The 16609-nt window shown below is 53.9% G+C and carries 22 protein-coding genes; 7 read left to right on the forward strand and 15 right to left on the reverse strand.

Annotated elements, in window-relative coordinates; all coding sequences use genetic code 11:
- Positions 1–141 precede the first annotated feature (141 nt).
- Positions 142–1527 carry a DNA (cytosine-5-)-methyltransferase gene (gene dcm, locus ACTJKZ_RS02835; RefSeq protein ID WP_440829197.1) on the reverse strand — a complete coding sequence of 462 codons (1386 nt, stop codon included), beginning with the start codon at positions 1525–1527 and terminating at the stop codon, positions 142–144.
- Between the two features lie 189 nt (positions 1528–1716).
- Between dcm and ACTJKZ_RS02840 the strand changes: the two genes are divergently transcribed.
- The 5 genes from ACTJKZ_RS02840 (at position 1717) to ACTJKZ_RS02860 (ending at position 3973) form a co-directional block, all read left to right on the forward strand.
- On the forward strand, positions 1717–2196 hold the full coding sequence (locus tag ACTJKZ_RS02840; protein ID WP_440829198.1) for a very short patch repair endonuclease: 480 nt from the start codon (positions 1717–1719) through the stop codon (positions 2194–2196).
- Positions 2197–2248: 52 nt separating this feature from the next.
- Complete coding sequence (locus ACTJKZ_RS02845) at positions 2249–2524, forward strand: hypothetical protein (protein WP_090959971.1); 276 nt, start codon at positions 2249–2251, stop codon at positions 2522–2524.
- A gap of 10 nt (positions 2525–2534) precedes the next feature.
- On the forward strand, positions 2535–3446 hold the full coding sequence (locus tag ACTJKZ_RS02850) for a DUF808 domain-containing protein (protein WP_161736203.1): 912 nt from the start codon (positions 2535–2537) through the stop codon (positions 3444–3446).
- A gap of 33 nt (positions 3447–3479) precedes the next feature.
- Positions 3480–3611, forward strand: a complete 132-nt coding sequence (locus tag ACTJKZ_RS02855) for a hypothetical protein (protein ID WP_003854444.1) — start codon at positions 3480–3482, stop codon at positions 3609–3611.
- Between the two features lie 182 nt (positions 3612–3793).
- Complete coding sequence (locus ACTJKZ_RS02860; protein WP_161736204.1) at positions 3794–3973, forward strand: YodC family protein; 180 nt, start codon at positions 3794–3796, stop codon at positions 3971–3973.
- Positions 3974–4059: 86 nt separating this feature from the next.
- On the opposite strand, the gene ACTJKZ_RS02865 is transcribed toward ACTJKZ_RS02860, so the two are convergent.
- From ACTJKZ_RS02865 to ACTJKZ_RS02875, 3 genes are all read right to left on the reverse strand, one after another.
- Entirely contained in the window at positions 4060–5280 is a 1221-nt protein-coding gene (locus ACTJKZ_RS02865) for a glycosyl transferase (protein ID WP_013358297.1), read from the reverse strand.
- 30 nt (positions 5281–5310) lie between these two features.
- Positions 5311–6102, reverse strand: coding sequence for a mannosyl-3-phosphoglycerate phosphatase-related protein (locus ACTJKZ_RS02870; protein WP_161736205.1), 792 nt, complete (start codon positions 6100–6102; stop codon positions 5311–5313).
- A 353-nt stretch (positions 6103–6455) separates the two neighbouring features.
- Positions 6456–6689, reverse strand: coding sequence for a DUF2525 domain-containing protein (locus ACTJKZ_RS02875; protein WP_161736206.1), 234 nt, complete (start codon positions 6687–6689; stop codon positions 6456–6458).
- Between the two features lie 316 nt (positions 6690–7005).
- On the opposite strand from ACTJKZ_RS02875, the gene ACTJKZ_RS02880 reads away from it, so the two are divergent.
- Both ACTJKZ_RS02880 and dsrB read left to right on the forward strand, forming a co-directional pair.
- Entirely contained in the window at positions 7006–7164 is a 159-nt protein-coding gene (locus ACTJKZ_RS02880; protein WP_013358294.1) for a YqaE/Pmp3 family membrane protein, read from the forward strand.
- 62 nt (positions 7165–7226) lie between these two features.
- Positions 7227–7421: a protein DsrB gene (gene dsrB, locus ACTJKZ_RS02885; protein WP_013358293.1), complete on the forward strand. Its 195-nt coding sequence runs from the start codon at positions 7227–7229 to the stop codon at positions 7419–7421.
- A gap of 105 nt (positions 7422–7526) precedes the next feature.
- Here dsrB and ACTJKZ_RS02890 read toward each other — a convergent pair whose 3' ends face one another.
- The 11 genes from ACTJKZ_RS02890 to fliJ all read right to left on the reverse strand — a co-directional run bounded on the left by ACTJKZ_RS02890 (position 7527) and on the right by fliJ (position 16605).
- Positions 7527–9233, reverse strand: coding sequence for a methyl-accepting chemotaxis protein (locus ACTJKZ_RS02890; RefSeq protein ID WP_161736207.1), 1707 nt, complete (start codon positions 9231–9233; stop codon positions 7527–7529).
- Between the two features lie 140 nt (positions 9234–9373).
- A complete protein-coding gene (rcsA, locus tag ACTJKZ_RS02895; RefSeq protein WP_440829199.1) occupies positions 9374–10009 on the reverse strand; it encodes a transcriptional regulator RcsA in 636 nt (211 codons plus the stop codon).
- A 627-nt stretch (positions 10010–10636) separates the two neighbouring features.
- Positions 10637–11422 (reverse strand): flagellar biosynthetic protein FliR, encoded by a 786-nt coding sequence (fliR, locus tag ACTJKZ_RS02900; RefSeq protein WP_061062740.1) that lies wholly within the window; start codon positions 11420–11422, stop codon positions 10637–10639.
- Positions 11422–11691 carry a flagellar biosynthesis protein FliQ gene (gene fliQ, locus ACTJKZ_RS02905; RefSeq protein ID WP_003854466.1) on the reverse strand — a complete coding sequence of 90 codons (270 nt, stop codon included), beginning with the start codon at positions 11689–11691 and terminating at the stop codon, positions 11422–11424. Before fliQ ends, fliR begins: the two co-directional genes overlap by 1 nt.
- A 25-nt stretch (positions 11692–11716) precedes the next feature.
- Entirely contained in the window at positions 11717–12448 is a 732-nt protein-coding gene (gene fliP / locus ACTJKZ_RS02910; RefSeq protein ID WP_031593200.1) for a flagellar type III secretion system pore protein FliP, read from the reverse strand.
- Complete coding sequence (gene fliO, locus ACTJKZ_RS02915) at positions 12448–12846, reverse strand: flagellar biosynthetic protein FliO (RefSeq protein ID WP_161736208.1); 399 nt, start codon at positions 12844–12846, stop codon at positions 12448–12450. The genes fliP and fliO overlap by 1 nt, the downstream gene beginning before the upstream one ends.
- A gap of 10 nt (positions 12847–12856) precedes the next feature.
- Positions 12857–13264 carry a flagellar motor switch protein FliN gene (fliN, locus tag ACTJKZ_RS02920; RefSeq protein ID WP_033733054.1) on the reverse strand — a complete coding sequence of 136 codons (408 nt, stop codon included), beginning with the start codon at positions 13262–13264 and terminating at the stop codon, positions 12857–12859.
- Positions 13257–14264: a flagellar motor switch protein FliM gene (gene fliM, locus ACTJKZ_RS02925; protein ID WP_013358287.1), complete on the reverse strand. Its 1008-nt coding sequence runs from the start codon at positions 14262–14264 to the stop codon at positions 13257–13259. Before fliM ends, fliN begins: the two co-directional genes overlap by 8 nt.
- 4 nt (positions 14265–14268) lie before the next feature.
- Entirely contained in the window at positions 14269–14754 is a 486-nt protein-coding gene (gene fliL, locus ACTJKZ_RS02930) for a flagellar basal body-associated protein FliL (protein ID WP_013358286.1), read from the reverse strand.
- A gap of 127 nt (positions 14755–14881) precedes the next feature.
- Complete coding sequence (locus tag ACTJKZ_RS02935) at positions 14882–16165, reverse strand: flagellar hook-length control protein FliK (protein ID WP_440829200.1); 1284 nt, start codon at positions 16163–16165, stop codon at positions 14882–14884.
- On the reverse strand, positions 16162–16605 hold the full coding sequence (fliJ, locus tag ACTJKZ_RS02940; RefSeq protein ID WP_003854478.1) for a flagellar export protein FliJ: 444 nt from the start codon (positions 16603–16605) through the stop codon (positions 16162–16164). Before fliJ ends, ACTJKZ_RS02935 begins: the two co-directional genes overlap by 4 nt.
- Between the last annotated feature and the right edge of the window lie 4 nt (positions 16606–16609).

Genomic DNA, 16609 nt, shown 5'->3' on the forward strand with positions numbered 1-16609 from the left:
TCGGCCCGCACCGTCCTGGCGCGGGACGCTTTCCTCTTCTGACCGTGTTCCCTGCGAGTTGAGCTTATTTGTTGCTGTGAGTATCGTCAGATGTAAGTTCTTCATCAGCCTGAAACCCGTCGCAAGACGGGTTTTTTTATTTCAGTTCGATGACGACTTCAGCTGACGAATATGCGGCAGCAACAGCTGAGCCACCGCTGCAAACACCGGCACCACCACCGAGTTACCAAACTGCTTATAGGCCTGGGTATCTGAAACCGGAATGCGGAACGGCTCGCGGCCCGGCACATCAAAGCCCATCAGGCGCGCGCATTCGCGCGGGGAAAGGCGGCGTGGTCGACGCGCCATATTATCCGCATCCTGAAACTCCGCTTCGCCCAGCGCACTGTCCCAGCCGCGATCAATCAGAATCTCTGAGCCATCTTTGTAGTAACGCGCTGACAGCGTCCGCACGCAGCAGTCAGGATTGCGCGGATCGTTGAGGCCAAAGCCAAAGCCATTACCTTTGGCTTTATGTTTTTTCGCATACTGGTAGAGGTAGCGCCACAGCACCGGTGACAGGATATATTTGTCGTCCGGCGCACTCTCCAGCAGGCTCTGCAGGCTGGGGACCTGCGCCGGGTAGAAACGGCGGATATCGCGCAGCGTAAAGTCCTGCTTTTTCAGGTCACGGCGAATCCCCACCAGCACAATGCGTTCGCGATGCTGCGGCAGGAAGTGGCGCGCATCGATCACTTTGGCATCGGGGCTGCTGGCTCCGGCATCGGCCACGTCATAGCCCAGCTCATCCAGCGTCTCCATGATAATGGCGAAGGTGCGGCCCTTATCGTGGCTTTTGAGGTTTTTCACATTCTCCAGCACAAAAAATGGCGGCTTCTTGGCAGCCAGAATGCGCGCAACATCGAAAAACAGCGTGCCCTGTACCTGACACTCAAACCCGTGGGCGCGGCCCAGCGCATTTTTCTTGCTGACCCCCGCCAGCGAAAAAGGCTGGCAGGGAAAACCGGCCAGCAGCACCTGATGGTCGGGGATTGCCGCATCAATCGCGCGGTATATCGCTTCATCGTCAGTCAGACCTTCAGGCTGGGTCACCTGACGAATATCGGTATTGAAGTGATGCTCCAGCGGATCGCTGTAGTGATTGGCTTTGTAAGTGCGAACCGCCTCTTTATTCCATTCACTGGTGAACACACACTTACCGCCGATCGCCTCGAATCCTTTACGGATGCCGCCAATCCCGGCAAAGAGATCGATAAAACGAAACTCAGGGTTATCATAGTGGGCGGGCCGGGTCGGCAGCAGACTCTGCAACAGCGACAGCTCCGCATCACACAGCGGTGGCAGGACGCTTTTACCCTGACGAATCCGGTTCAGCAGGGCCGGCGTCCAGCAGGAAAATCCCGCCTGCTGCAGTCGGGCCGTGAGATCACGAACCGAATAGATGTCCAGCACCTGTCTAAAGAGTTCAGACGCATCAGCAGATGAAAGTGCAGCAGAGAGTGGTTCAGCGAGGGCGGCGGGATGCATGCGTTTTTCCTTAACAGTAAGGAGCCTATGCTAACACTCCAGAGGCTGCGAGGAAATTGCCGGGATGTGCCCTGTGTCAGACCGCCGGAAAGTTCTGTTTCGCGGCGTAATCTCCGAAGTCGTCCGGCGACAGCTTTCGCTTTTCGCGGCGCAGGCTAAAGTTACAGAACCAGCAAAAAAGGAGACGTTATGGCTGATGTTCACTCCAGCGAAACACGCAGCAAAAATATGCGTGCCATTCGCGCTCAGGATACGGCCATTGAGCAACGTATTGCGCTGCTGCTGAAAGATCGGGGATTCAGTTTTCGCGTGCAGGATAAAAATCTGCCGGGACGGCCTGATTTTGTTCTGACCGAACATCAGGCGATTATTTTTGTTCATGGCTGCTTCTGGCATCGTCATCACTGCTATCTGTTTAAGCTGCCGGCGACGCGCATAGAATTCTGGACCGGAAAAATTAACAGCAATGTTGAACGTGACCGGCGTTATGTGCGCCAGCTGCAGGAAAGCGGCTGGAAAGTGCTGATCATCTGGGAGTGTGCGCTACGTGGCAAACTGCGCCTGGCGGATCAGGATCTGCTGGAGCGGCTGGAGGAGTGGCTGCTGGCGATGCCGGAGAGTGCGGAGATCGACCATCAGGGCATTCATCATTACAACGCCGATTGCTAATCAGAGACATAATTGGTTAGATCGGCGCTTTCTCCGTGGCAAGGATCCTGAAATGAGCAGCATAAAACTGACGGTAAAACGCCTTTACCAGATTCGTGACGAGCGGATGGTGAATACCAAAGCGACCGCGCGGGTTTACTGTGGTGACAGGCTTATCGCCACGGAGGAGATCACCGGTATGACTGAAAGCCCGGTCAGCAAATATCTGCATGCTGAAGGAGCAGCAGGCGAGACGGTGCGGGTAGAGTGGGATTGTGAGGGCATCGCGGAGATGACTGTTACGGAAATTGAGCGCTGCCCATGTTGTCAACATAACGAACCAGACTAAGGATAAGATTTTGGCGGGAACCAGTTTACTGACTTTACTTGATGATATTGCAACACTTCTGGACGATATTTCCGTCATGGGGAAAGTGGCGGCGAAAAAGACTGCTGGCGTACTGGGCGACGATCTGTCGCTGAATGCTCAGCAGGTCAGCGGCGTCAAAGCCAACCGTGAGCTGCCGGTAGTATGGGGCGTTGCCAAAGGATCGTTTCTTAACAAACTGATCCTGGTGCCACTGGCGCTGATTATCTCCGCGTTTGCGCCCTGGCTGATTACGCCGCTGCTGATGATTGGCGGTGCCTATCTCTGCTACGAAGGCGTGGAGAAGGTAATGCACAGTCTGCAGCATGACAAGCAGAGCAAATCACCGGAAGCGCGTCAGCAGCGACTCGAGTCGCTGGCGAATCAGAATGCGGCCGAGTTTGAGAAGAAGAAGATCAAGGGCGCAGTGCGCACCGATTTCATTCTGTCAGCCGAAATTGTTGCGATTACCTTAGGCATCGTATCGGAATCGCCGCTGCTCAACCAGGTGATTATCCTGGCGGGCATCGCAATTCTGGTTACGGTAGGCGTTTACGGCATCGTGGCGGCCATCGTGAAAATTGATGACCTCGGTTTCTGGCTGCGTGAAAAGCCGTCGCGCGTTGCGCAGGGTATCGGCAGTGTGCTGCTGGCCGCCGCGCCCTGGCTGATGAAGATCCTCTCGGTAGTCGGCACCATCGCCATGTTCCTGGTCGGCGGCGGCATCGTGGTGCATGGCATCACGCCGCTGCATCATCTGATAGAGGAAGTCAGCAGTGGCTTCAGCAGCTGGATCGCGATGCTGCTCAGCAACGGCGCTAACCTGGTGCTCGGCTTTATCATTGGGTCGATCGTGCTGTTAGTGGTCAACCTTATTGCCAGAGTGCGCGGAAAATCGGTATAAAGCGCACTGTGATTAAAGGTCAGGAGAATGACGATGAACGACGACATGTTTGAATTTGATATCGACGCACAACTTGAGCAGGCTGAAGCGAAAGCAGAGAAAAAAGCCAGCGAAGTGCCGGATGATCTCGGTGACGAAGCCGATTGCGAAGGCTGTAAAATCTGACGTCAGCGTCAACACTTCATAAAAGCGGATAAGTTTTATCCGCTTTTTTTATATTCCGCATATCCAGCTGCTTAATTCTGAATTCGCCCTTTTTTTGCGTGCCTTAACAGGCAAGGGTCGGCTTTGCCTGCTATAAAGAAAATAATCACTCAGGTTAATAACACGCATGAAAGGAGCGCATTATGGTTTTCGCAATCAGTGAAGAAGTGCAGCATAAGGAAGAGGGGCAGACGATGGTGGTGACCGGCTACGCGAGTGGCATGGTGGAGTGCCGCTGGTATGACGGCTTTGCCGTGCGCAGCGAGGCTTTTCGCAGCGATGAACTCTGCGCCCTGAATCCGGCACAACAACTGGCGGGCTGACAGCATCAGGCCTGTGGGTTCTGCGACCCGCCAGGCCCGGTTTCTGACTGCCTATGGCCCGGCACACTCCCTGTGCCGCCCTGTTTTCAGACGTTACCGTCGTTATCCTCTTCAACCGCCTGATAGATCCGCTGCAGCACATCTGGGAAGGCTGACTGGACACGACTCCAGCTCGGTATAAACGGCTTATCGTTAGGACGCTCAATAAACGCCTGACCTGCTTCCAGAATCGACTGGGTAAACATCTCTACCGCAGCCTCTTCCACATGCTGATCAAACTTCAGCCCGTTCATTGCTGCTTCGTGATTGTAGGTCTCCATCATATCCAGCGCATTACGATAATAGGTTGCTTTCAGCACCCGGAACGAGTCGCTGGTCAGCGGCACACCCATGGTGGCGAGCTTGCGCAGCAGTGACTGGACAATATCACTGCTCATGCGCTTCAGGCCGCCGGTGCCATCATCTTCTGCCAGCGGCTGATGCTTGTGATCGTAGTTATCGGCGATCTCAACCTGGCACGACTGGCGGGTGGTGTAGTTACGATAAATCTCTGACAGCACGCCAATCTCCAGTCCCCAGTCGCCGGGGATCTTGATGCCGTTCAGCACATGCGTTCGCATGGCGAACTCGCCAGAGAGCGGATAGCGGAAGCTTGTCAGGTAATCCAGGTATTCCGAATGGCCATAGACTTTCTGTAGTGAGCGCAGCAGCGGCCCGACCAGCAGACGGCCGACGCGGCCATTCAGCTTGCCATCCGCGACGCGCGCGTAGAAGCCCTTACAGAACTCATACTGAAACGCCGGGTTGGCCAGTGGGTAGAGCAGGCGGGCCAGCATGCCACGCTCATACGTGACGATATCGCAGTCATGCAGCGCCACACAGCTGGTGCGATCTGACGCCAGCGTATAACCGGTGCAGAACCAGACGTTACGGCCTTTGCCGGGGTTGGTGGGCGACAGACCCTCTTTATCCAGTTCCGCATCAATGGCTTTCAGACGCGGGCCATCGTTCCACAGGATGCGATGCCGTTGCGGCAGGCGGGAGAAGAACTCGCGGGCAAACAGGAACTGATCGCGGTCAGCACGATCCAGACCAATGACAATTTCGTCCAGATAAGGCACTTTGGCCAGCTCATCAACGATTTTCGTCAGCGCCGGACCTTCAAGTTCGGAAAACAGCGATGGCAGGATCAGCCCCATTTTGCGTTTGCGGGCAAAGCGAACCATCTCTTTTTCCAGCGACTCCACGCTGCGGTGGGTAAGGTTGTGGAAGTTGGTGATTACGCCATTCTGATAAAAGTCACTCATCGCATCATCCTTTTAATGCCCGTGGGCAGCTTATTGAGGTTGAGTCAAAAAATAGTCCAGCCCTTCACGCCAGCCTTCGGGGCCATGGTGAGCGGTGTGATAGACCTGCTGCTGATCGGTCCGGCTGAGTGTTACCGGTGTTTTACTGTAGCCCTTAATCACGACGGCATAATCAACTGCATCCAGCATCGGCGCATCATTCGGCCCGTCACCGAGACCAATTGTGATGGGCGCTTCACCGGGGGCATGATCCAGCAGCCAGCGCAGCGCTTCACCTTTGCCGCAGCCTGCTGGCATGACATGCCAGAAACGTCCGCCCTGCGTCAGCGCCAGCCCTTCAGCACGCAGTGCCTCCTGAAAGCTATCGAAAGCTTCATCGCTGTCGCGCCAGACAATCACTTCAGAGGCGTCGCGCTGGCGTGCCAGCGCGGCATCTCCCTCACTCAGTCCGGTCATTGAGGCCACTTCCGGATCGGAGAAATCATGAAAGCCGGTAAAGCGGTAGGCTGTTTTCAATGCAGCCAGCCGCTGGCAGAGAGCGTCATAAGTCAGCGTGTTATCAGGCAGACGGATACGCTGCTGATCCTGCAGCTGAAGCACGGCACCGTTCTCGGCAATAAAGGGTGAACCACTGATCCCAAGTTTTTTTTGCAGCGGAATGATTTCGGCTGCCGTCTTACTGGAACAGATCACCAGCGGAATAGCGGACTGTTTTAGTGTGGTGAGCCACTCCGTAGCCGCATCCCAGCGATAGGTATGGTGGTCCAGTAGCGAACCATCGAGATCGGTAATAATCATTAACGGCTGTTGAAGATCGGGCATTAACAGGCTCCTTTCATCACGTTCGCGGCTAAAGCAGCGATTTTTCAATATTATAGTTGAATATGGCTCACACTTTTTTTCCTGCCACGCCGGCTGAAAATCCAGGATAAATCTTAAAAGAGAAGAGGGGAAAACGAGGGATACAAGAAATGTGCAGGCGCTAAGTCACTGGCTGGCCCGGTGTTTTCGGTAACTATAGCCTTACAACGACCCGGTTCGTTGCAAAAACGTGCATATCTGATACTTGTTTCGGTGACGCGATCGCGTAATCTGCATAGGTGTTAAGAATTCCCTGGTGTAACGAATTGAATTTTTACCCGGCCTTCCCGCCGGGTATTTTTTTGAAATCGATTTCAGCGGTTAGCTTCATAGGCGCGATAGTCACAGATGTCGATTTCAAACGCTTCTGCCAGTTCGGTATAGGAGTGGAAAATCTGACCTTCAACTTCGAGCCGTGGCATCTGGCCCTGCTCCATATATTCCTTTATCTCTCCTGACGTTTTCGCCTGAATCGCCGCCAGTAAACCCTCAACATCCACCTTCAAATCGGACGCCGGCATATCGGTGTGCTGCTTTTCGTCTGTCATTTTCTGACTCCTGAGAGCAAACAGAATAATCAGTATAGAACGCGGGGCAGAAAGAGGGGACCGGGCAGATCGCAGGCAAAAAAAAGCCCGCGCTGCGCGGGCAAAATCCTTGTTACTTCAGGTTGTGGCTGCACCTATGGGTGTGGTGCAGTGGAGGAAGTGTAAAGGCCAGGCGCGTAAGAAGTCTTGCGGTGAAATGTTAAGAAATTGCAAAAATGGTCCTTACTCAGATTTACCTGACTTTGCCCCTGAACAGAGCAGATTCGGCTATAGTTGATGATAAAGCTGATTTTTTTCAATACCTAAAGGAATGGTTATGGACATCTTAAGAATTATTATCGCAATTCTGCTGCCACCGCTGGGTGTGTTTATGCAGGTCGGTTTTGGTGGTGCTTTCTGGCTGAATATTCTGCTGACGATCTGTGGTTACATCCCTGGTATCGTTCATGCCGTCTGGGTCATTGCCCGCCGCTAACGCGCTGCATCGCGCCGGTTCTTCGTTTAGACTGTACGCAGTAAATAATCAGGAGAACCGAAATGAAGGTAAATGACCGCGTCAGCGTCAAAACCGATGGCGGCCCGCGTCGCGTTGGCACCATTCTGGCTATGGAGCCATTTAATGAAGGCACCATGTTTCTGGTCGCGCTGGAAGATTATCCATTAGGCATCTGGTTTTTTAATGAAACGCAGCAGCCGGATGGTATTTTCGTCGAGCCTTACCACGACGCCTGAGCCTGACGTGCATAAAAAAGCCCCGTTACGTTAAACGTAACGGGGCTTTTTTGCATTCAGCGCCGCTGCCGTCGACAACAGCCGCTGCAGGTTACCTGCATGGCGTCAGAAGGTTTCCCAGTTATCACTACCGGTGGTCAGCGCCGGGCGCGGTGTCAGAGCGGATGTTTTGGCTGGTGATGTGACGCGGGTGGCCACACTTTTCGTGGCAGGCGAATCCTGCAGACGGAATGCCGCTACCGCCTGTGTCAGTTTGCCCGCCTGATCTTCCAGCGAGGCTGCTGCTGCTGAGGCTTCTTCCACCAGCGAGGCGTTCTGCTGAGTGACGTTGTCCATCTCAGTGACCGCCTGGCTCACCTGCTGAATACCCCGGCTCTGTTCGTCCGATGCCGCGGCGATTTCCGACATAATATCGGTGACGCGACGTACCGCCTCGACAATCTCACCCATGGTACTGCCCGCTGCGCCAACCTGATGCGAACCGTCATTAATCAGCGTGACCGACTCAGCAATCAGGGATTCAATCTCTTTGGCCGCCTGCGCACTACGCTGGGCCAGATTGCGCACTTCGCTTGCCACCACCGCAAAGCCGCGACCCTGTTCTCCGGCGCGCGCTGCTTCAACCGCTGCGTTCAGCGCCAGGATGTTGGTCTGGAACGCGATGCTGTTAATGACGTTAGTGATCTCAGCGATTTTCTTTGAGCTGCCGGAAATGTTGGTCATGGTTTTCACCACGCTATCGACCAGATCACCCCCGCTGCGCGCCTTGCCAGAGGCATCCGCGGCCAGCTGGCTGGCGTGATGGGCATTCTCGGCGTTCTGTTTTACCGTGGCGGTGAGCTGTTCCATGCTGGCAGCGGTCTGCTCCAGTGCTGCCGCCTGCTGCTCGGTGCGTGAAGAGAGATCGGTGTTACCAGCTGAAATTTCGCTGGAGCCCTGATAAATCGCCACAGCACCTTCACGCACCGTTCCGACGGTGGTGACCAGCGCCTGCTGCATCAGCTGCAGGTTGTGGATCAGCGTACCAATCTCACTGCGGCCATAGGGAAGGGGAACAGAGGTCAGATCGCCCTGCGCAATGCGTTCGATACGCATCACCGACTGACGCAGCGGGTTAATCACCACGCGTCGCAGGAAGACAAAGGTCAGCAGCACCAGCACCAGTGCGGCACTAAACGCCACGGCCATCGAGATAAAGCCAATGCGTGACAGATGATCGGCTTCGGCAGTAATAGCATTCGCGCGGTCAGTACGAATTTTGATCGCCTTCAGTAACACTGCGTTATAGTCATCATCCAGCCTGCGGGTAACGTCCGTCTCCTGGGCGATAATGCCCTCAAAGCTGCCCTGTTTACCGGCATTAATCATGGGTATCAGGCCTTTATTGATGTAATCGTTGAAGCGTGCCTGCAGCGTGGCATCCAGTTCAACGTCAGCGGGGGTTTTCACCTCACGTGCCTGATAGACCGCAAACCCCTCTTTAGCCTGCTGAATCCGTTTTTCAGCAGCCGCCACGTTGGCGCGAAACGCGTCCATTTCACCAATACGCGCGGCGGCACCGGCCTGAATAATGGTCAGGCGTGCCGTACGCAGGTGGTTGGAACTGTTAGCGAGGCCCATGCGAACCTGGATTTCGTCCGTAGCATCATTGAGAGAGTGGTTGCTTGAGATAAGAAAGTAACTGGCGATACCAATACAGAGTGCGAACAGCAGCAATATGCCGCCGAAGATCAGGCTAAACAGCGGCATCAGGCGGAGATTCTGCCAGATGCCAGCGCTTTTATGTCCATTATTATCTAATGCAGTGTTCATATCCTTGCTCTCTTGAGGCTGTTGTTATAAGGCTTAACATCGGCAAAAGAGTGTAAAGGCTTAGGAGCAAGAGTGAGACCTGGATCCCAATTCAGCGCAAAAAAAACCGGCCATTAAGGCCGGTTCTTCAGGTCTGACGATCAGCGAATATTAACGTAAATACCCGAGGTCACATTATCGGTTAAACGCACCACATGATAAATAACCTGTTTATTATGGGTTTTGATTTTGCGTTTAATATTACCTTTGTGTGACGATACCGTTTTGGCCTTAATTTGCATTTTATCTGAGATCTGAATGGTGTCATGACCTGACATCCACATCTTCAGCATGTTTGACTCAGTCTGGCTCAGCGTCAGCGGGTGAACATCCATGCCCGAAGAGATGCGCGCAGACTGGCTAAGCTTCTTCTGCAAATAGGTGCTGAGTAAGGAATCCAGGGTCGATGTCTTCATCGATTTTGATGTAATAATCAGGTTCTTACGAACGTAGAGATATTCCTCAAAATGGATATTGCTAATCGCCATGAATATAAAGAACAGCGTATCAGGATGCTGCGTAATAATACTGCGGATACGTTCACTGGAATCTGACTCATGAATGAAACAATCTTCATTAATAAAGACGACACCAGGGTTTAATTGCTCACATTTTTGCTGTAGTTGCTCAATATCGGAGACAGAAGAGATATTTTTCTTCTTAACTCCCTTTAAAGACATGTAGTCTGATAATCCCAGGCGTGTGTAGTTGCAGGAATCCATAATAATAGTTGGCATAATAGCGACCCTCACCAATTTGTTATCCGTTTAAATCAACGATGAATACGCGTTGCGGTACGAGAGAGATTTCTTAGGTACTTTTTTATTCTGCTCGTGCAGTGTGGCAACAGGCAAACGCCCGTAAAAGTCTTCATCCCTGACCCGTTCTGCAAAAAATTTGTGCTGCCATGACGTCACACATTCTCCGGCAATGGCGGGGAATGCCAGTGAAGTGCCGGAGATTCAGTAAAGCTCATTTTTTGAGAGCTGTGTCACTATCCCTGAAAACAGGAAGTTTTCTGATAGGACAATTCTCAAAAACATTTGTTTTACGAAAGTGTGAAGTCTCAGCGTGCGATGACAATGCCGGAAAAAACATTTTTTAACAAGAAAAATCACTTAAAGTTTTTTTCCCTGTGAATTCAGTGTATTGCCAGTTTTGCATGCACATTCACAGTCTGACCGCTTCTGTGAACCACCCAACTAAAATACGCGAAGCCCGGTTTAATAAGAATTATTTTCAGACTCTCAGCACATTTATCAGAATTTCCTTAGTTGCATTCTGGAAAACATGGTTCGGAAAATGCAGGGATGGTTTTGCGATACTTAAGTGTTGCTGAGCAAAGGTAGTTAGAAACTTAATGTTCAGGGACGGGATAGTTCTGTCAGGAACAGGGCCAGTAAATCAAATATTTCACTGAACAAATGCTCACAGAACGGGGCCAGCAGGGGCATCAGCAGGCTGATGGTTAAAATTCCGACTGATAAGGTAATCGGGAAGCCAATTGCGAAGATTGATAACTGTGGTGAAACACGGTTTAACAAACCCAGTACCAGATTTACCATGAGTAACAAAACGATTAAGGGCAGCGCTAACATCATGCCATTAAGGAAAATTAATCCGCCGGATTTCACCAGCGCCATAAATGCGTTGGCATTTAGCGGGTGGCCACCAATCGGCAGCGTGTGAAAACTGTCCGCCAGCAGTGAGATCAGCCACAGATGTCCGTTAAAGGTCAGAAACAGCAGCATGGCCAGCATGTCGAGAAAACGGGCCAGCACCGGCATGTTCAGACGGCTGCCAGGATCAAAAAAGGTGGCGAACGAAATGCCCATCTGCAATCCAATCACTTCCCCGGCAAGGCGCACCGCCGCAAACGCAAACTGCATGGTAAAGCCCAGCGCGATACCAATCAGCATCTGCTGGATCAGCAGCCAGAAACCGGCAGGGGAAAACAGGGTGACATTGACAGCAGGTAACAGCGGCATCAGCAGCCAGGTGATCATCACCGCCAGTCCGATTTTGACACGTTTGCTGACGGATCGTTCACTGAGGATCGGCGCAGTAGCGAACAACGCCATGATGCGCACCAGTGGCCAGAAAAACTGGCTGACCCACTGAACCAGCTGGCTGCTGTCGAGAGTAATCATCAGCCGATGATATAAGGCAGGTTGGTAAAGACGGTCCGGATATAGTCCAGCAGCAGATTCAGCATCCACGGGCCGGCAATGATACCGGTGGTGGCAACCGCCAGGATCTTAGGAATAAAGGATAAGGTCTGTTCGTTGACCTGGGTCGCCGCCTGGATCAGGCTGATCAGCAGACCGCTGACCAGGGCTGCCAGCAGCAGCGGGGCGGCCAGCATCAGGGCGACGCGCATCGCTTCCTGTCCCATTACCATTACTGATTCGGGTGTCATGTCGTGCTCCGGTAAGAAAAGGGGATCAGGAGTAGAAGCTTTGCGCCAGTGAACCGACCAGCAGTTGCCAGCCATCGACCAGAACAAACAGCATCAGTTTAAACGGCAGCGCGATGGACGCTGGCGGTACCATCATCATCCCCAGCGCCATCAGCACGCTGGCAACCACCAGGTCGATGATCAGGAACGGGATAAATACGGTAAAGCCAATCTGGAACGCGGTCTTCAGCTCGCTGGTCACATAGGCGGGCAGCAGAATACGCATTGGCACCGCTTCAGGACCGGCAATCGGGGCGGTATTCGCCAGACGGGCAAACAGGGCTAAATCCGCTTCACGGGTCTGACGCAGCATAAACTCGCGCAGCGGCTGGGCACCTTTATCAATCGCCACGTCCATGCTGATCTTGTCCTGGCTGAACGGCAGGTAAGCATCCTGATAAATCTTGTCGAAGGTCGGTGCCATAATAAAGAAAGTCAGAAACAGCGACAGTCCGAGCAACACCTGGTTAGGCGGCGCAGAGGGCGTGCCCAGCGCGTTACGTAGTAAACCAAACACAATGATGATACGGGTGAAGCTGGTCATCATCAGCAGCACGGCCGGAATAAAGGTCAGCGCAGTGATAAAGACCAGCGTCTGTACCGGCAGTGACCAGCTCTGACCGCCATTCGGCAGTGAGTGACTCACCAGGCCCGGCAACTGGGCATGGGCAACCGGTGCCAGTAACAGCAGTGGCAATAAAGGAAGCAGTCGACGCATCATTGTGGTTTTCCGGGACGTTTAACCAGATTCTGTAACAGCTGACGAAAATCCTGTGGCGCACTGTTTACTGGCGTCACAGAGACCGGTTCACCCGGCGGCAGCGTATGCAGATGAGTAATCTGCTGGGCAGTGACGCCCAGCACCAGACGCGCATCGGCAGTATCGACAATCACCACCCGCTCACGCTGGCCCACTGAGACGCTGGCCGTGAGTTTCAGCTCCTGACCACTGACCTTTTTCGGCGCAAAGCCGGCACGGCGTGCCAGCCAGGCGCAGGCCAGAATCAATAAAATAATCACTGCTAACACGCTGCTGACCTGTGCCAGCATAGAACCGGTCGAAATCGCCTGTGCGTGCGGTGCGGCCGGTTGCAGCGTTTGATTCTGGCTATTCATAATGTGACTCTTAGCGACTCAGACGACGCATACGTTCAGACGGGGTGATGATGTCAGTGATACGAACGCCATATTTGTCGTTCACCACCACCACTTCACCCTGTGCAATCAGGTAACCGTTGATCAGAATATCCAGCGGCTCACCTGCCAGTCCGTCCAGTGCTACCACCGAACCCTGCGCCAGGCGCAGCAGCTCTTTGATGGTCATCTTGGTGCGGCCCAGTTCGACGGTGAGTTTCACCGGGATATCCATAATCAGATCGATATCCTGCAACGAGCCCGCGACATTGCCGCTGTCGAATGACTTAAAGACGTCATCGGTCTGCGGCGCACTGCTGCTGCCGACCTGCTCGTTCATTGCTTCAGCCCACAGATCGTCCGCAGAGATATCGTCAGACGGTTTATTACTGTCAGTCATGGGGCTGTTCCTCGTTAAGCGAATTCAAAATCGGGTTAATCAGGTGTTCGACACGGAGCGCATATTGCCCATTCATCGTGCCATATTGGCTGGTTAAGACCGGTACGCTATCGACATGGGCGATAATGCGTTCCGGCTTCTCAATCGGCAGCACATCACCGGGTTTCAGCTGCAGAATCCGTGAGAGACGCAGTGACGTTTCGGCAAAGTGAGCAATCAGTTCCAGCTCAGAGTGCTGCACCTGTTTGACCAGGTTATCGCGCCAGTGGTTATCTTCCTGACGTGAGTTTTCGAGCGGTGGATTCACCAGCAGCTCGCGCAGCGGTTCAATCATTGAAAACGGGATGCAGATATTAAACTCACCCACCAGGTTACCAATCTCCACCTGGAACGGCGTGTTAACCACGATGTCGTTCGGTGAAGTGGTGATGTTGGTGAACTTTACCTGCATCTCTGAACGTACATACTCGACGTCCAGGGGATAAATAGCCTTCCATGCGTCGCTGTAACCATCCAGCGCCAGCTTCAGCATGCGGCGGATAACGCGCTGCTCGGTATGGGTAAACTCACGGCCTTCGACTTTCGTCGGAAAACGTCCGTCACCACCAAACAGGTTGTCGACGGCGATAAACACCAGGCTGGGTGAGAACACCACCAGCGCCGTGCCGCGCAGCGGTTTCAGGTGGATCAGATTCAGGTTGGTTGGCACCGGCAGATTGCGGGCAAACTCGTGATACGGCTGAATCTTAATCGCCCCGACGCTGATGTCCGGGCTACGGCGCAACAGGTTAAACAGCGTCATACGGAAACTACGGGCAAAACGCTCGTTAATAATTTCCAGCGCCTGCAAACGCTCGCGCACCACGCGGCGCTGGGTATTCGGGTCGTAAGGACGAATATCGCCTTCCGGCCCGTTTTGTTTCTTTTCTTCTTCCGCGCTGCCACTGTCGCCGTTTAAAAGGGCGTCAATTTCAGCCTGGGAGAGAATGCTATCGCCCATTGATTCACCTCAAAATGAAGGCAGTAAACAGCACGTCGTTTACGGCCTGCGGAGGTTGACCTTTTACCAGCGGAGGTGTCAGCGCCTGTTTGATTTGTTCAACAAGCGCCTGTTTTCCTTGCTCCGTCGCCAGCGCCGCAGCACTCTGACGCGAGAGCAGCAGCAGCAGACGGCTGCGCACCTCAGGCAGATAGTCATTCATCCGACTCCGGGACTCTTCATCGGCCAGACGCAGGGTAAAGCCTACGTAAAGCACGCGGTCAGGATCGTTGTCGGGATTGACCAGGTTAACCGTAAATGTATCAAGTGCAAAAAAGACCGGAGCGGGAGGCGGTTCAACTTTCGCCACCTCAGGCTTATCGCCCTCGTGTTTATTCATCATTCGCCAGACTGCATAGCCTGCCACGCTGCAAGCGGCCAGCGTCAGAATGATCAACACTGGTATTAAGATTTTACGTTTGCTGCCTTTTGCTTTCGCGTTATCAGACATGGTGCAGTTACTTCCTGTGAATTATGGGCAAGCCTCTCGGCTCACGGGACAGATTATCCGCGTCTTAAGTCAAACCAATGGGTAGAAAAGACGCGGGTTTTACGCTTACCTTCAGCGTTTGCCGCTGTCAGGCGAAAGTGTCGACGGCGCTGTTGCCGTTAACGCGAGCCTGAAGGGCGGCGGGAACGGCGATCGGCGTAATGTCGGTGTCACTGTCCTGGGTGAGGGAGAAGCGGCCATGCTGTCCATCGCGGCGCGCCTCCTGTTGTTGCTGGAATTGCTGGCCCTGCGCGGAACTGTCACTGCTCACCTGACTCTCGCCCAGGTTGATACCGCTCTCTGCCAGCGCGCTGCGCAGCTGCGGTATCGCGGCTTCCAGTGCCGATCTGACGTGGCTATGGCTGGAAACCAGACTAATTTGTGCCTGGTCGTTGTCCAGTTTCAGGCTGATCTGGATAGCGCCAAGGTCTTCCGGATGTAAACGCAACTCCGCGTTCTGCTGGCCGTTGCGGCTGAACATCACGATCTGCTGACTCAGCGCCTGCTGCCACTCGTCGCTGCCCAGCTGTGAATTCAGCATCGGGGTGGACGGGGTGCTGCTGGTCGCAGAGGCGGTCACTGGCGCGGGCAGGCTGCTGGCACTGGCGAACGGCGTGGCGCTGATCGCGTTGTCGCTGGTGCTGGCTTTGATCGCACTCTGATCATCCTGCTTCACCATATTGCTTAGCGCCTGCTGGAAGCTGCTGTCGAGCGTCAGGCCGCTGCTGGTCGCACTTTGCGCGGCGGGCTGACTCTGACTGGCGGAGCTGTTCACCGCAGGTGAATTCAGTGCGGCACCTTTAGCATCATGCTTCTCATCTTTACCCGGCGCAGGGCTATCCGGTGCGTGGCCCTGCTGCGCGCTGTTCAGCAGTTGCGTCAGCGCGGTCTGACTTTTCCGGCCGGTGTCGGTCTGGGCAATCAGCTCACCGGCTTCACTGCTGACCGGCGTCGAAGGCGTCGCTGTCGGCGTTACCACACCCGGTAACATGGCAAACAGTGCCTGCACATTCTGCATGTCACTGGCGCTTAAAGGTGCGGCCTCCGGCTTGTCTTTATCATCGGCTGATTTTGACCCACCTTTAATATTTTCCGGCTTAAACAGAGCGGTCAGTTCAGCAGGATTATCCAGCGCCGCCATCAGCGCATTCAGCGGCGCCTTCGGGCGGGCGTCATCGGCAGTTTCTGCTTTGACGTCAGCGGATTGCGCCGCTTTTCCCGGTTGTTTCGCCAGGCCTGCAAGCTGGTTTCCCAGCGTGGTCAGAAAGTCCTGTGGCAGGGCATCACCCCCTGCTACCAGGTCCGTCGCGCCGGATGGTTCCGCGTCGGTTTTAGCCGCCGCTTTTATGCCAATGTGTGGCAGCGTAATCATTCGCCTCTCCTCGATGCGGCCCGTTGGGCAAATTCATCCATCCGTTTCTGATCGAGACGGTTTTCCTGTCGTAATGCATTTTCCGCTGCCCGCGTTATCAGGGTTTGATAGGCGTTCAGCCGCTGCTGTTTGTCGCGCCAGTTAATCAGCGCCTGCTCCAGCCGCTGATTCCAGTTATTAAGCTGGTTGCGATGCTGCTCAATCGCTTTTTCCAGCGTCTGAATAAACTGGTGATAGTTCGTCCAGCGGGTGCTGGCGATGCCGGATGACATGTCATCGTTGAGCTTGTTGCGATACTCGTCCTGATAATCGAGCAGCATCGTCAGCTGCTCGTTAGCGGCGTGCTGGCCGCGGCGCATATCGCCTAAATAGATGGCGGCACGTTCGAGATCCTGCTCCGCTAAGTCGCGCAGCGTATCAATGGCATTTGCAGTTTTCATTGCC

The organism is Pantoea sp. 22096 (genome assembly GCF_052045955.1).
Lineage (GTDB): Bacteria > Pseudomonadota > Gammaproteobacteria > Enterobacterales > Enterobacteriaceae > Pantoea > Pantoea alfalfae.

Excerpts from the sequence above, each read along its gene's own strand:
- dcm (WP_440829197.1), bottom strand. The coding sequence starts at position 1,527 with ATGCATCCCGCCGCCCTCGCTGAACCACTCTCTGCTGCACTTTCATCT.
- ACTJKZ_RS02840 (WP_440829198.1), top strand. The coding sequence starts at position 1,717 with ATGGCTGATGTTCACTCCAGCGAAACACGCAGCAAAAATATGCGTGCC.
- ACTJKZ_RS02845 (WP_090959971.1), top strand. The coding sequence starts at position 2,249 with ATGAGCAGCATAAAACTGACGGTAAAACGCCTTTACCAGATTCGTGAC.
- ACTJKZ_RS02855 (WP_003854444.1), top strand. The coding sequence starts at position 3,480 with ATGAACGACGACATGTTTGAATTTGATATCGACGCACAACTTGAGCAG.
- ACTJKZ_RS02860 (WP_161736204.1), top strand. The coding sequence starts at position 3,794 with ATGGTTTTCGCAATCAGTGAAGAAGTGCAGCATAAGGAAGAGGGGCAG.
- ACTJKZ_RS02865 (WP_013358297.1), bottom strand. The coding sequence starts at position 5,280 with ATGAGTGACTTTTATCAGAATGGCGTAATCACCAACTTCCACAACCTT.
- ACTJKZ_RS02870 (WP_161736205.1), bottom strand. The coding sequence starts at position 6,102 with ATGCCCGATCTTCAACAGCCGTTAATGATTATTACCGATCTCGATGGT.
- ACTJKZ_RS02875 (WP_161736206.1), bottom strand. The coding sequence starts at position 6,689 with ATGACAGACGAAAAGCAGCACACCGATATGCCGGCGTCCGATTTGAAG.
- ACTJKZ_RS02880 (WP_013358294.1), top strand. The coding sequence starts at position 7,006 with ATGGACATCTTAAGAATTATTATCGCAATTCTGCTGCCACCGCTGGGT.
- dsrB (WP_013358293.1), top strand. The coding sequence starts at position 7,227 with ATGAAGGTAAATGACCGCGTCAGCGTCAAAACCGATGGCGGCCCGCGT.
- ACTJKZ_RS02890 (WP_161736207.1), bottom strand. The coding sequence starts at position 9,233 with ATGAACACTGCATTAGATAATAATGGACATAAAAGCGCTGGCATCTGG.
- rcsA (WP_440829199.1), bottom strand. The coding sequence starts at position 10,009 with ATGCCAACTATTATTATGGATTCCTGCAACTACACACGCCTGGGATTA.
- fliR (WP_061062740.1), bottom strand. The coding sequence starts at position 11,422 with ATGATTACTCTCGACAGCAGCCAGCTGGTTCAGTGGGTCAGCCAGTTT.
- fliQ (WP_003854466.1), bottom strand. The coding sequence starts at position 11,691 with ATGACACCCGAATCAGTAATGGTAATGGGACAGGAAGCGATGCGCGTC.
- fliP (WP_031593200.1), bottom strand. The coding sequence starts at position 12,448 with ATGCGTCGACTGCTTCCTTTATTGCCACTGCTGTTACTGGCACCGGTT.
- fliO (WP_161736208.1), bottom strand. The coding sequence starts at position 12,846 with ATGAATAGCCAGAATCAAACGCTGCAACCGGCCGCACCGCACGCACAG.
- fliN (WP_033733054.1), bottom strand. The coding sequence starts at position 13,264 with ATGACTGACAGTAATAAACCGTCTGACGATATCTCTGCGGACGATCTG.
- fliM (WP_013358287.1), bottom strand. The coding sequence starts at position 14,264 with ATGGGCGATAGCATTCTCTCCCAGGCTGAAATTGACGCCCTTTTAAAC.
- fliL (WP_013358286.1), bottom strand. The coding sequence starts at position 14,754 with ATGTCTGATAACGCGAAAGCAAAAGGCAGCAAACGTAAAATCTTAATA.
- ACTJKZ_RS02935 (WP_440829200.1), bottom strand. The coding sequence starts at position 16,165 with ATGATTACGCTGCCACACATTGGCATAAAAGCGGCGGCTAAAACCGAC.
- fliJ (WP_003854478.1), bottom strand. The coding sequence starts at position 16,605 with ATGAAAACTGCAAATGCCATTGATACGCTGCGCGACTTAGCGGAGCAG.